The organism is Clostridium neuense (genome assembly GCF_045310695.1).
Taxonomy (GTDB): Bacteria; Bacillota; Clostridia; order Clostridiales; family Clostridiaceae; genus Clostridium_S; species Clostridium_S neuense.
This window is the reverse complement of the sequence record NZ_JBJIAA010000001.1, coordinates 310,945-324,335: the sequence shown is the minus strand read 5'-3', so window position 1 is coordinate 324,335 and position 13,391 is coordinate 310,945. Positions and strand designations below refer to the sequence as shown.

The following is a 13,391-nucleotide window of genomic DNA, read 5'->3' as shown; positions in this document are numbered from 1 at the left end:
TCACTATGTATAATCTAGAGTTTGCGCGGGAGCGCATATGACTTCAAAAAATAAAATAAGAGACGATGTAAAGCGAAGCAAGATAGAGCTACTATGTATAATCTAGAGTTTGCGCGGGAGCGCATATGACTTCAAATATGGCAAAAAATTAATAGTATGTTAAAAAACTTTTTTTTATATAAAAGTATATTGTGGTATAATAATTATAGCTATTTAAAATAATTTTGTAGAAAAAGATAAAGATAAGCGGGGAGAAAATAATGATCGAATTTAAAAACGTAAGCAAAGTTTACGGTAATGATGTAACTGCTCTTTCAAATGTAAGTATTTCTATAGATAGAGGAGAATTTGTGTTTGTTGTAGGAGCAAGTGGTGCAGGAAAATCAACTTTTATAAAATTATTGATGAAGGAAATTGAACCAACAAAAGGAAATATAATAGTAAATGATACAGATATTACAACATTAAAGAGGAAGCAAATTCCATATTACAGAAGAAAAATTGGAATGGTGTTTCAAGACTATAGGCTTATTCCAACATTAAGTGTATATGAAAATGTAGCTTTTGCAATGAGAATTGTTGAAGCAAGTTATAGAGAAATAAAAAAGAGAGTTCCTCTTGTGTTGTCACTTGTAGGTTTATCTGATAAACATAATGATTTTCCAAATCAACTTTCAGGTGGAGAACAACAAAGAGTTGCTTTAGCAAGAGCTATAGTTAATAATCCTTCATTTCTTATAGCTGATGAACCTACTGGAAATCTTGATCCAGAAACTGCAATGGGAATTGTAAGTTTGATAAGTGATATTAATAAAGCAGGAACAACAGTAATTATGGCTACTCACGCAGAACAAATAGTAAATCACATGAAGAAGCGTGTTATAGCAGTTGAAAATGGAACTATTGTAAGAGATGAACGAAAGGGAAGATATTATTATGAAGACTAGTACATTAAAATTATTTTTTAGTGATGCATTAAAAAGTATAAAGAGAAATAAAACTTTAAGTACAGTATCATCAGCAACAGTAGCGGCCACACTTTTTATACTTGGAATTTTGTTTTTAATACTATTAAATGTTAGAAGTGGTATTGGAGATATAGAATCTCAAATACAGGTACAAGTTTATTTTACGAATGATATTACTATAAATCAACAAACTACGATATTAAATAAGATAACTGATATAAGTGGTGTAACAAGTATACAATTTGAAAGTAAGGATGAAGCCTTTCAGAAATTTAAAAAGCAATTAGGAGATAAGAATAAATCATTATTGGACGGGCTTGATACGTCAGAAACTATGCCAAATTCATACATAATTAGCTTAGCTAATCCTTCATATTCAGCAACTATTGTAAAAGCACTAGAAAGTAATGGAAAACCTATTGCGGGAATAGATAAGATAAATGATGGAAGAGAGTATGTAAATAAAATTACTTCAATAACAAATACTATAAAATGGATAGGCATTGTTATATTCGTAATTTTAATTGGAGTTTCTTTGTTTTTAATAGGCAATACTATAAAATTAGCAGTTTATGCTAGAAGAAGAGAAATAGGAATAATGAAGTATATAGGTGCAACGGATTGGTTTATAAGACTTCCATTTGTAATAGAGGGAATGGTGCTTGGTTTTATCGGGGCTATATTTTCTACTGTAATTGTGTACTATGTTTATAAATTGTTTTATTCTAAAGTTTCAAATAGCTTTATGATGAGCTCGTTAGTATCAACTTCATATGTATGGTCATCAATGTCATGGAAGTTTATACTTGCAGGAATGTTTATTGGAGCATTAGGAAGTATTATTTCTATAAGAAAATTCTTAGAGGTATAGTTTAAAAAAGTATGGTATACTATGTTTCAGGTGGATGAATTATAATCGTCTGCCTGAAATTTGTTTTATATAGCATATTTTTTGAAAAGTGAAATTTATAAGTGCTATAATTAATTATAATTTATATAAATAATATGGGGTAATATGATAACAATAATCATATAAATAAAATTGGCATTTAGGATGGTGAAAATATTGAGAAAAATAGATAACAAGAAAAAATGGATTATAATAACGGTTTTAATAATTTTTATAACTAATGCAATAAGCCTATTTTTAGGAAGTAAATATTTGACTATATCTTCTGGAAATAGTGTTGTTATTGATAAAAATACATATGATGAAATAATGAAGTTTAAGAAAATGTTTGCGGTTAGAGATCAGTTATATAAATATTACAACGGACCAATCAATGATAGTACTCTTGTTAATGGAGCAATAAAGGGTATGACATCATCCCTTAATGATCCTTACACAGTTTATATGGATGCGCAGGAAACAAAAGAATTTAATACTCAAATTCAAGGTCAAGAGTATGTTGGACTTGGAATGCAGGTTGAAGCTAAAGATGATAAAGTGACGGTTGTAGCTCCATTTGATGATTCACCAGCTAAGAAGGCAGGAATGCAAAGTGGAGATGTTATTCTTAAAATAGATGGAAAAGATGTTTCTGGCAAGGAACTTGATAAGGCTGTGGCAATGATGAAGGGAAAAGAAGGAACTACTGTAACATTGACTTTGTATAGACCAAGTAAAGGAAATTTTAATATTACAGCTGAAAGAAAAAAAATAGTTATGAACACTGTAACTGGAGAAATGCTAAATAATACGGTAGGATATATACAGATACAAATGTTTGATGAAAATACTGGTACAAATTTTAACAAGAAGATGGCTGAATTAAAATCACAGGGAATGAAATCTCTTGTTCTTGATTTAAGAGATAACCCTGGTGGACTTTTGACTTCATGTATTGATGTTACATCAAATTTTCTACCTAAAGATAAAGTTATAGTCTCAACTATTGATAAAAATAAAGCTAAAGAAGAGTTTAAGTCTAAAGGTGGAAATTATATAGGAATGCCATTAGTTGTTTTAGTTAATGGTGGAACAGCTAGCGCATCAGAAATTTTTTCTGGAGCTGTAAGAGATTATAAATTAGGAACCTTAATTGGAGAAAAAACTTTCGGAAAAGGTATAGTTCAAAATGTTTTTGATACAGGAAATAACACTCAACTTAAAGTTACAATAGCAAAATATTATACGCCAAATGGAGAATATATACATCATAAAGGAATAAAACCAGACATAGAAATAAAATATCCGGATAGTCTTAAGAATAAAGCTTATGATAGAAATGTAGATCCACAATTTCAAAAAGCATTTGAAGTAATAAAATCTAAAACTAAATAGTTCAAAGATTTTGGAGAGGAGAATTTTGCATTAATGAATATTATAATGAATACTTTAATTGCACTATCGAGGGCTATTTTATCGCCTTCTTATGTGCTGATTCTTATAATAATGGCAGTAATATTTTACAGAAGAAATAGAAAAACAACACTTATGCAAAAAATGATTATAGGAGACAGTTTAAAATCTCCTTTAGAACTTACATTGTCTCAGATACTTTTAGGAATGCTAGCAGGTATGCTTGGTAGCGTATTGTTATCGTACTTTGGTGTGGTTTTTAAGGATGATGGTGCAATATTCTTGCTGTTTATTATATCAATATTTTTGATGCTATTGAAAAGCAGATTTATCTGCTTTTCATATTCAGGAGCATTACTTGGAATTGCTAGTTTAACAATTAGTAGTATGGCATCCGATGGAATAAATGTAAGCTATATAAGCTATTTGCAGGTGGATGTAAATATGCTTATGGCTTTAATTGCTATACTTCATATTGTTGAAGGAATTCTTGTTTTACTTGATGGAAAATCTGGTGTTATCCCTGTGTTTACAAATAGAAATAATAACATTATTGGTGGTTTTGCGTTTAAGAGATATTGGCTTTTACCTGTTGCTATGTTATTTATGCTTGGTAATCAAAATCTTATGTATAGTCCACAAATGTCTGCGGTTCAAATTTGGAGCTTTATAAAAGGTAACTCTCTTAGTATTTTAAAAGATTCCATAATAGGCTTTGGAGCGTTTTACGGTGTGTTAGGATACAGTACCTACACCTTCACTAAAACCAAGAACGAAAAAATTGTTTCGTCTGGTTTAAGCATAATTTTTTATGGGACCATTTTACTTATACTATCTTTGATATTGAAATATAATATATTTGAGCAGCTTTTGTTATGTGTCTTAGCTCCTGTAATGCATGAAATTATGCTTAGATTTCAAATGTACATGGAAATGTCAGGAAAACCAAGATATATCAATAATGATGAGGGGATAATGGTTTTAGAAGTTGCACCTAATTCACCTGCATATGAGATGGGAATAAAAAGTGGAGATATACTTGTTGAGTTAAATGATACAAAAATAATTAATGAAGAAGATATTTTAAAATCGTTATCAAACGTTACTAATTATATATGGCTTAAAATAAAAGATGTACAAGGTAAATTAAGTGAAGTAAGCTACAATAATATGAATAGTACTAAAAAGCTTGGCTTAGTATTTGTGCCTAAAATTGTACCAGAAGGCAGTAGGGTCATGAAAATTGACAGTGAATCCTTTGAAAGTGTATTAGAAAAAGCAAAGAAAAAATAGGCTAAGTAACAATGCTTCGTCGCGTTAAAAAAATCCTATAAATCTAAGGTTTAAAAATCATAAAATACTAAGATATTTCAATAACTCGCTGAAAGGATGCTCAGACAATTGAAATATCTAAGTATTTTACAATTTTTGAACCAAGATTTATTAGGATTTTTTTAAATCGTTCCTTCAGCATTGTTACTTAGCCTTACCACGGTAGTGCAAGGAAAAAAATCCTCCGTGCCTACGGAATTTTGGCGTGAATCTTTGCGTGTAATTTATAGAGGACTGGTAGACTGACGCTGGAATCTTTAGAATGCCGGGAATGCCTCGCTTGCTTATGGCAAGCATTGGAGTGGGAATATAGATTGTAGAGAGCAATCTTATTCTATATCATTGCGGAAAATATTATATAGCAGGTTTGTTAAATTGTGAGAATATAATTAGACTTTTGAGTATAAATAAAGTATTATATACTTGTAACATGTGGTTAAAGTTTATAATACATTTGTTAACGTGTGCGTAATTTTAAATTAGGATGGTGACTAAATTTGGCGACAGATATGACTAAAGGAAATATTTCTAAACACTTAGTAAAATTTGCAGTCCCCTTAGTGCTAGGAAATATTTTTCAATTAAGCTATAATGCTATAGATTCTATTTTTGTTGGAAGATTTGTTGGAAAAAATGCTTTGGCAGCTGTGGGGACGGCAAATCCAATTGTGAATATTATTATGTTTTTTATAATTGGAATAACATTAGGTGCTTCTGTGTTAATGAGTGAATATTTTGGAGCAGGTAATATAAAGAAGTTTAGAAGAGAGGTCTCTACAACATTAATTGGAGGTATTATATTTACCATTGTAGTTATTGTTTTTTGTGTGATATTTACGAGACCGATATTGAAGTTAGTAAGAACTCCAGTAGAAATTATGGAGGATACAACAATATACTTAAGAATCATCTTTTTTAGTCTTATTTTCACATTCTTATATAATGCTTATGCTGCTGTGCTTAGAAGTACAGGGGATTCAAAAAATCCTCTTTTGTTTTTAATTATATCCTCTGTTTTAAATATAATAATGGATGTTATATTTGTAATATATTTAAAGATGGGAGTTGCTGGTTCTGCTATTGCAACGTCTATTGCAGAGTTTATGGCCAGTGTTTTTTGCATAGTTCATGTTTATCGAAACATACCTGTTTTAAGATTTTCATTAAAGGATTTTGTACTTGATAAAAGTCTTTTAAAGATAACAATTAGTTACAGTTGGGTTACTGCTATGCAGCAAAGTTGCATTCAGATTGGTAAGTTTTTTGTGCAAGGTGCAGTAAATCCGTTAGGAGTAAATGCTATAGCAGCTTTTAATGCAGTTAACCGTGTAGATGATTTTGCATATACACCAGAGCAAAATATAAGCCATGCTATGACGACTTTTTTAGCACAGAATAGGGGGGCTGAAAAGCCTGAACGTATAAAGAAAGGATTTTTAGCTGGAATGAAGATAGAGACAGGCTATTGGATTATTTTATCTGTAGTAGTTTACTTTGGAGCAAAGAGCATTATGAAGTTATTTGTTAAAAATAGTGAAGTGGGAGTTGTAAACCTTGGAGTAAATTATCTACAGCTTATGGCGTTCTTTTATCTTCTTCCAAGTTGGACAAATGGGATTCAAGGTTATTTTAGAGGAATAGGTGATTTAAAAATAACTTTAAGATCTACTTTTATACAAATGCTTGGAAGAGTAATATTTTCGTACATACTTGCACCTAAAATGGGTATCTACGGTATAGCATTTAGCTGCCTAGGTGGATGGATTATTATGCTTGCCTATGAAGTGCCTTTTTGTGTTAAGAGCATAAAAGAAGGTGAGGTAACAATAATTCATCACATTAAAAAAACTCTATAAATCTAAGATTTTTTATCAAGATTTATTAGCCTTATTTAATATCCCAATTAATATTACTTCAATAAATTCCGGTTTGTAAGGATGAATTTGATAGTACTAATTTTAAACTTTTGAGTCATTCACCTGAATAGATTATCAACACAATTCTTTAACAGAGCACTAGATTGATTGAGTGTACAAAAAAGGGATGTACACATGTTTAAGAAACATAATTTTATAATATGGGAAACTTACTATAAATGCCGAAAAATTTTACAATAGTAAGATTTGTTCTTACTATAATGGACTATATAAATATGGATACTTTATTAAGGCAGATAAATGTAACAACTATTTAGAATTAAAAAATAGAATCGAGGTAAATTGATTATGAATGATGTTGAAAGTATACTGAAGTATTACAAGGATGAATTGAAATGGAATCCACCGTTTGCAGATGCACTTTCTAAATACTGTCCGGATGGGCTAAAAGGATATTTAGTGATGCGTGAAGGAGTTCAAAATGGTCACTTGCATAAAAAAACAAGAGAGCTAATTTTCACTATATTGGATAGTTTAGATGATGAAGTAAGTGGTGCAAAGGCTCATGCTGTTGCAGCTGTAGAAGCAGGACTAACTATGGAGGAATTGACAGAGGCTTTTGTAATTGTAACAATTGTAAAAGGAATTAATGTTCTCTGTAAGGCTGGCACTGAAGCAATTAAAGCAGCAGAGAAAAGAACAAAAGAAATGAATTTAGAGTAAAAGTCAATTACAAGGGGCTGTTATTTCAATATGGTTACCTTCACTATCTTCAAATTCTGCCACCCAGTTTATTCCTATTTTTGTTATTGGAAATACAACTTTTAATTTTGATAATTTATTTTTTAGCACATTAATATCACTAATTTGCAGGCTTGGCAAACAATTAGAGCCAAATGTATGATGCTCGTTCATTTTTTCATAAGCAAATAGTCCTAATCGAAAGCCATTGATATCAAATACACTATAAATATCATCCCTGATAGTTACGTCTTGTTCAAGCAAATCTTCATAAAAAGCAATGGCTCTCTTCATATTCTTAACACAAAGATAAAGCGATTTAATGCTACAATCCATATTTATAACTCCTTACCAACTTTTTGTGTTTGCTTCATAATATTATATCTGCTAAAATATAATATCACCTTAAATATGACTACAGTATGTCATATTTAAAGTGATATTATGATAAAAAGTTTAGTGTGATTTAATGTTCTGACAATCTATTGACAATATAAAAAAGTAATATTAGAATTAAATACGAACAAATGTTTGATGGAGGTAATTATAGTGGGTGTTTTTAAAATACATTCAAAGTTCAAGCCTACAGGGGATCAACCTCAAGCAATAGATAGTATTGCAAATGGGGTGGAAAATAATAATAAATTCCAAACTCTTTTGGGAGTAACTGGTTCTGGAAAGACCTTTACTATGGCGAACATAATCGAAAAGGTTCAAAAACCAACCTTGGTGCTTGCACATAATAAAACCTTAGCAGCACAGCTTTGTGGGGAATTTAGAGAATTTTTTCCTGAAAATAGTGTTGAATACTTTGTATCATATTACGATTATTATCAACCTGAAGCTTATGTGCCTCAGACTGACACTTATATAGAAAAAGACGCATCTATAAATGATGAGATAGATAAATTAAGACACTCAGCTACCTCGGCTCTTTTTGAAAGAAGAGATGTTATAATAGTAGCTTCGGTTTCATGTATCTATGGACTTGGTAATCCTGATGAATATAAAAAATTATCAATTTCATTAAGGGAAGGCATGACTAAAGATAGAGACGAAGTGTTAAAGAAACTCGTTGAAATACAATATGAAAGAAATGAAATCAACTTTGTAAGAGGAACCTTTAGAGTAAGGGGAGATACCCTAGATATCTTTCCAGCAGGATCTACAAGTAAGGCAATACGAGTAGAGTTTTTTGGAGACGAAATAGACAAAATAAAAGAAATAGATGTTTTGACTGGAAACGTGCTTGGAACCTTAAAGCATGCAGTTATATTCCCGGCATCTCATTTTGCTACTTCCAAAGATAAAATAGAGATAGCTATAAAGAATATAGAAACAGAACTCGAAAAAAGACTTCAAGAACTTACCTCGGAGGATAAACTCCTTGAAGCACAAAGACTTAAACAGAGAACTAATTTTGATATAGAAATGATGAGAGAAGTTGGCTACTGTACTGGAATTGAAAATTATTCAAGGATACTAGATGGTAGAACTGCAGGAGAACCACCTAAGACTTTAATTGATTATTTTCCAGAGGACTTTCTTATGTTCATTGATGAAAGCCATGTTACACTGCCGCAGGTTAAAGCAATGTATGGTGGAGATAGATCAAGGAAAAATACCTTGGTGGATTATGGTTTTAGGCTTCCAAGTGCTTTTGATAATAGACCTCTTAAATTTGAAGAATTTGAGAAGAAAATAAATCAAGTAGTATTTGTAAGCGCTACTCCTGCTAAATATGAGCTTGAACATTCGGAGAATACTGCAGAACAAATTATAAGACCTACGGGTCTCCTTGATCCAGAAATAGAGGTAAGACCGGTTACAGGACAAATAGATGATTTATATAGTGAAATAAAAAGTACAATAGCAAGAGGCTTTCGTGTGCTTGTTACAACTTTGACTAAAAAGATGTCAGAGGATTTAACAGAGTACTTAAAGGAATTGGGTATAAAAACAAGATATATGCATTCAGGCATAGATACCCTTGAAAGAATGAAAATAATAAAAGAACTTAGAACAGCTGAAATTGATGTCCTTGTTGGAATAAACCTTTTGAGAGAAGGGCTTGATATACCAGAAGTAGCACTTGTGGGAATATTAGATGCAGATAAAGAAGGATTTTTAAGATCTGAAACTTCACTTATACAGACAATAGGAAGAGCTGCAAGAAACTCTGAAAGTAAGGTAATAATGTATGCGGATTCAATTACGGATGCTATGAATAAATCTATAAAAGAAACTAATAGAAGAAGAAAACTTCAAATGGATTACAACACTAAAAATAATATAGTTCCAAAAACTATAAAAAAGGACATAAGAGAAGTTATAGGAATAACTCAAATTGCAGAGGAAAAAGAGGAATATAATAGTTTAAATGAAGCACTTGAAGCCAATAATAAAAATATAGAAGAATTAATTGAAAAATATGAGAATGAAATGAAGGAAGCTGCTAAAAATCTTCAATTCGAAAGAGCAGCAGACTTAAGGGATAAAGTTAAGAAGTTGAAAAAAGAACTAAAAGCAAAAAAATAAAGAAGAGTAAAGAGTAGAGTGAATGTGGATTTTCCTCCGTTTCACTATGGAAAATCTTAAAAATTAATGCTGACATAATTATATTCGCTCAGCAAAGCTGAACATCATTGTTTTCTATAAGTTTTAAGATTTTTCCCAGCGTTAGCGGAGAAAAATCAACCATCACTCTACTCTCTACTCTGTATAAAATTTAAGTGATACCCAAAAATATTAGGCACTTTTATAATTAATGGGTTCACTATATAAAGGAAAACAGGGTGATGAAATGAAGGAAAAAATCGTAATTAAAGGTGCTAAAGTTCACAATTTGAAAAACGTAGATTTAACAATACCAAGAAATGAATTCGTAGTATTTACTGGTTTATCTGGTTCTGGAAAGTCTTCTCTGGCTTTCGATACTCTTTATGCGGAAGGCCAAAGAAGATATGTTGAATCATTATCTTCATATGCAAGGCAATTTCTAGGACAAATGGATAAGCCAGATGTTGAGTATATTGAGGGGTTATCTCCAGCAATATCTATTGATCAAAAGACTACAAGTAGGAACCCACGTTCAACGGTTGGAACTGTAACTGAAATATATGATTATTTAAGACTTTTGTATGCTAAAATAGGGGTTCCACATTGCCCTAAGTGCGGAAAAGAAATAACCCAGCAGACAGTTGACCAAATGGTGGATAAAATTATGTCACTGCCAGAAAGAACAAAAATTCAAATTTTATCACCTATAGTAAGAGGTAGAAAAGGAGAACATGTAAAAGTACTTGAAAACATAAAGAAAAATGGATATGTAAGAGCCAGAATAGATGGAGAAATGTATGAACTTGAAGATGAAGAAATTAAGCTTGAAAAAAATAAAAAACATAATATAGAGGCGGTAATAGATAGAATAGTTGTTAAAGAAGGAATTGAAGGAAGACTTTCAGATTCAATTGAAATAGCCTTAAAATTATCTTCAGGCCTTGTAATTGCAAATGTTGATTATAAAGAAGATATGCTCTTTAGTGAAAATTTTTCGTGCCCAGATTGTGGGATAAGTATAGGAGAAATTGCACCAAGAACATTTTCCTTCAATGCGCCTTTTGGAAAGTGTGATGTGTGTGATGGACTTGGAACACTTTTGGAGATTGATGAAAGTTTAGTTATTCCAGATAGAAGCAAAAGCATCATGGAAGGAGCAATAGCACCTTGGGGTGAGGGGAGGCTTAAGGAGGAATCCTGGACCTTCTGTATACTTAAGGCGCTTATGAAGAAGTATAAATTTGATATTAACACTCCTATTGAAAAGCTTGATGAGAAAGTTGTAAATATGCTTTTGTATGGAACTCAGGGTGAAAGAGTAAAAGTTTATTATGTAAAAGATGACAGAAATATGGAATTTAATCATGCATATGAAGGCATAATAAATGAAATGAAAAGAAGATACATGGAAACAGGCTCAGAAGCTATAAAGCAGGAAATTGAAAATTATATGAGTGATAAACCATGTCCTAAGTGTAAAGGTGCAAGATTAAAAAAAGAGGCTCTTTCTGTACTTGTAGGTGATAAAAATATAATTGAATTGAGTTCTATGCCAATAAGGGATGAAATCAAATTCCTAGAAGGATTAAAACTTAAAGAAAAGGATATTATAATAAGTAATCAAATACTTAAGGAAATAAAGAGCAGACTTAAATTTCTTGTGGATGTTGGACTCGATTATCTTAATCTTACAAGAAATGCAAGAACTCTTTCAGGTGGAGAGTCTCAGAGAATAAGACTTGCAACCCAAATTGGTTCAAGTCTTGTTGGAGTACTTTACATACTAGATGAACCTAGTATAGGACTTCATCAAAGAGATAATGATAAGCTAATTGCCACTATGCAGCATTTAAAGGAGATAGGTAATACTGTTATAGTTGTTGAACATGATGAAGATACTATAAAAGCTGCAGATTATATCGTCGATGTTGGACCTGGAGCTGGAGAGCATGGTGGAAATATAGTTGCTGCTGGCACAATAGATGATATAAAGAGATGTGATCAGTCAATTACAGGCCAGTATTTGACGGGAAAGAAGAAAATAGTTGTACCTGATAAAAGAAGAAAGCTAGAGAATAAGTTTATAGAAGTAATAGGAGCTAAAGAAAATAATCTAAAAAATATAAATGTTAAATTCCCTATTGGGGTATTTAACTGCGTTACAGGGGTATCTGGTTCTGGAAAAAGTACACTTGTAAATGAGATACTTTATAAAGGCTTAAATAAAAAATTGAACAAGGCAAAGGCAAATCCTGGAGCATACAAGGAAATTAAAGGGATTGAAAATATAGATAAAATTATAGATATCGATCAAAGTCCTATTGGTAGAACGCCAAGATCAAATCCTGCCACTTATACAGGGGTTTTTGATATAATAAGAGAACTATATGCTTCAACACAGGATTCAAAAGTCAGAGGATATAAAGCAGGAAGATTTAGCTTTAATGTAAAAGGCGGAAGATGCGAGGCTTGTAAAGGTGATGGAATAATAAAAATTGAAATGCAGTTTTTATCCGATGTATATGTTCCTTGTGATGTTTGTAACGGAAAAAGGTATAATAGAGAAACTCTTGAAATAAAATATAAAGGTAAGAATATTGATGATGTACTTAATATGACAGTTGAAGAGGCACTTGAATTCTTTAACAATATTCCAAGAATAAAAAATAAGCTTGAAACTTTAATGGAGGTTGGATTAGGATATATAAGGCTTGGACAGCCATCTACTCAGCTTTCAGGAGGAGAAGCACAAAGAATAAAACTTGCATATGAACTATCCAAAAGAGGTACTGGAAAGACTCTATATATTTTGGATGAGCCAACTACGGGACTTCATACTTATGATGTAAGTAAGCTTATAGAGGTACTTCAAAGACTTGTTGATTCTGGAAACACAGTGGTCGTTATAGAACATAATCTTGATGTAATAAAATGTGCAGATCATATTATAGACCTTGGACCTGAGGGGGGAGAAAGAGGAGGAACAGTTCTATGTACTGGAACGCCTGAGGATGTGGCTAAAAATACTTTATCATATACAGGACAATACTTAAAAAAAATGTTATAATTGTATAGGCTAGCGTAAGTAAAAATGCTAGCCTTTAGCTTTATTAAAGAGATTATAGCGTAGGAGGGTGTTTTGTTTGTTTTTATATCTGGGATCAATTGGTGCTAGTCTAAGCAAATTAAGCTTGATTTTTAAGATAATAATTATTGTTATAGTTTATGTAATAATTTTATTTGCTCTGAGAATAATGTATAAGGATATAAAGAATGGTGGCTCGCGAAAGCCTTCAAGAAAAAAGACTTTTGGACTTGAAGTTGTAGAACCTGGTGATAATCAAAATTTAAGGAGAGGTTCTGTAATACCTATCAATAGGGAAACTACAATAGGCAGAAGAGATGACAATTCTGTAATTCTTAAAGAAGGGTATGTTTCTGGTCATCATGCAAGGATATACTTAAGAAATACAGATTACATAATGGAAGATTTAAATAGTACTAATGGAACTATACTAAATGGTAAAAAAGTTGAAAAGAAAGTTTATATTAAAGCAGGAGACGAGATAAAAATAGGCAGTGCATTATTTAAAGTAATAGGATAGGTGATTA

Annotated in this window: 10 protein-coding genes; 9 read left to right on the top strand and 1 reads right to left on the bottom strand. The window is 31.4% G+C overall.

All coding sequences use genetic code 11. The features are described from left to right. Nucleotides 1-260 precede the first annotated feature (260 nt). The 6 genes from ftsE to ACJDT4_RS01395 all read left to right on the top strand — a co-directional run bounded on the left by ftsE (nucleotide 261) and on the right by ACJDT4_RS01395 (nucleotide 7,202). Nucleotides 261-947 (top strand): cell division ATP-binding protein FtsE, encoded by a 687-nt coding sequence (ftsE, locus tag ACJDT4_RS01420; protein ID WP_406785742.1) that lies wholly within the window; start codon nucleotides 261-263, stop codon nucleotides 945-947. Further along, nucleotides 937-1,839 (top strand): permease-like cell division protein FtsX, encoded by a 903-nt coding sequence (gene ftsX, locus ACJDT4_RS01415; protein WP_406785741.1) that lies wholly within the window; start codon nucleotides 937-939, stop codon nucleotides 1,837-1,839. The genes ftsE and ftsX overlap by 11 nt, the downstream gene beginning before the upstream one ends. A 204-nt stretch (nucleotides 1,840-2,043) precedes the next feature. Beyond that, entirely contained in the window at nucleotides 2,044-3,252 is a 1,209-nt protein-coding gene (locus ACJDT4_RS01410; protein WP_406785916.1) for a S41 family peptidase, read from the top strand. A gap of 33 nt (nucleotides 3,253-3,285) precedes the next feature. Next, complete coding sequence (locus tag ACJDT4_RS01405) at nucleotides 3,286-4,563, top strand: PDZ domain-containing protein (RefSeq protein WP_406785740.1); 1,278 nt, start codon at nucleotides 3,286-3,288, stop codon at nucleotides 4,561-4,563. A 536-nt stretch (nucleotides 4,564-5,099) separates the two neighbouring features. After that, nucleotides 5,100-6,458, top strand: a complete 1,359-nt coding sequence (locus tag ACJDT4_RS01400) for an MATE family efflux transporter (protein ID WP_406785739.1) — start codon at nucleotides 5,100-5,102, stop codon at nucleotides 6,456-6,458. 369 nt (nucleotides 6,459-6,827) lie between these two features. Next, nucleotides 6,828-7,202 (top strand): carboxymuconolactone decarboxylase family protein, encoded by a 375-nt coding sequence (locus tag ACJDT4_RS01395; RefSeq protein ID WP_406785738.1) that lies wholly within the window; start codon nucleotides 6,828-6,830, stop codon nucleotides 7,200-7,202. 3 nt (nucleotides 7,203-7,205) lie between these two features. Here ACJDT4_RS01395 and ACJDT4_RS01390 read toward each other — a convergent pair whose 3' ends face one another. Next, the gene (locus ACJDT4_RS01390) at nucleotides 7,206-7,556 is read right to left on the bottom strand and encodes a VOC family protein (RefSeq protein WP_406785737.1); all 351 of its coding nucleotides are present in this window, start codon (nucleotides 7,554-7,556) and stop codon (nucleotides 7,206-7,208) included. Nucleotides 7,557-7,769: 213 nt separating this feature from the next. Here ACJDT4_RS01390 and uvrB point away from each other — a divergent pair, with 213 nt between their 5' ends. The 3 genes from uvrB to ACJDT4_RS01375 all read left to right on the top strand — a co-directional run bounded on the left by uvrB (nucleotide 7,770) and on the right by ACJDT4_RS01375 (nucleotide 13,384). Beyond that, entirely contained in the window at nucleotides 7,770-9,758 is a 1,989-nt protein-coding gene (gene uvrB, locus ACJDT4_RS01385) for an excinuclease ABC subunit UvrB (protein WP_406785736.1), read from the top strand. Between the two features lie 265 nt (nucleotides 9,759-10,023). Next, nucleotides 10,024-12,846, top strand: a complete 2,823-nt coding sequence (uvrA, locus tag ACJDT4_RS01380) for an excinuclease ABC subunit UvrA (RefSeq protein WP_406785735.1) — start codon at nucleotides 10,024-10,026, stop codon at nucleotides 12,844-12,846. Between the two features lie 76 nt (nucleotides 12,847-12,922). Then, the gene (locus ACJDT4_RS01375) at nucleotides 12,923-13,384 is read left to right on the top strand and encodes an FHA domain-containing protein (protein ID WP_406785734.1); all 462 of its coding nucleotides are present in this window, start codon (nucleotides 12,923-12,925) and stop codon (nucleotides 13,382-13,384) included. The last annotated feature ends 7 nt before the right edge of the window (nucleotides 13,385-13,391 follow it).